At 48.3% G+C, this 515-nt stretch carries 1 protein-coding gene and 1 pseudogene; both read left to right on the plus strand.

Going from position 1 to position 515, the window contains the following annotated elements:
- Positions 1 to 178, plus strand: a pseudogene (locus tag PGX78_RS09470) (ABC transporter permease); the annotation flags it as partial.
- Positions 175 to 515: ATP-binding cassette domain-containing protein (locus PGX78_RS08815; RefSeq protein WP_270446585.1), on the plus strand; the 341-nt coding region annotated here is incomplete at its 3' end. The pseudogene PGX78_RS09470 and the gene PGX78_RS08815, both read left to right, overlap by 4 nt.

Here is a 515-nt window from a genome sequence, read left to right on the forward strand (position 1 = left end):
TCCCATGGCCAGTTGGGGCGTTTTGACGTCCGAGGGGATTAACAGCATCCGATCCTTTCCGTTCCAACTCTTTTTCCCCGCCGCGGCCTTGTGCTTAACTATGTTGGGATTTGTTTTTTTAGGTGACGGTCTATATGATTTGGCGGATCCGCAGACGGGGAAGGATGGGAATATATGAAGCATTTATTAGAGGTAGACCATATTTCCGTCTCTTTTGCAACCCCTCGCGGCCCGGTAGAGGCCGTTCACGGCGTATCGTTTTATCTTGATGAGGGAGAAATGGTCGGTATTGTGGGCGAATCGGGATGTGGTAAGTCCGTTACCTCCCAAACGGTAATGAAGCTCTTACCGCCGTCCGTATCAAAACTTACATCGGGACGAATTATTTGGGACGGTTTTAATATTGAAAACTTTTCGGAACGGGAAATGAATACGCTACGAGGCAAGGAAATGGCCATGGTATTTCAAGACCCGATGACCTCATTAAATCCCGTGCTTACGGTAGGCGAGCAAAT

This window comes from Megasphaera sp. AF13-6AC (genome assembly GCF_027685385.1).
In the GTDB taxonomy this organism is placed as follows: Bacteria; Bacillota; Negativicutes; order Veillonellales; family Megasphaeraceae; genus Megasphaera; species Megasphaera micronuciformis.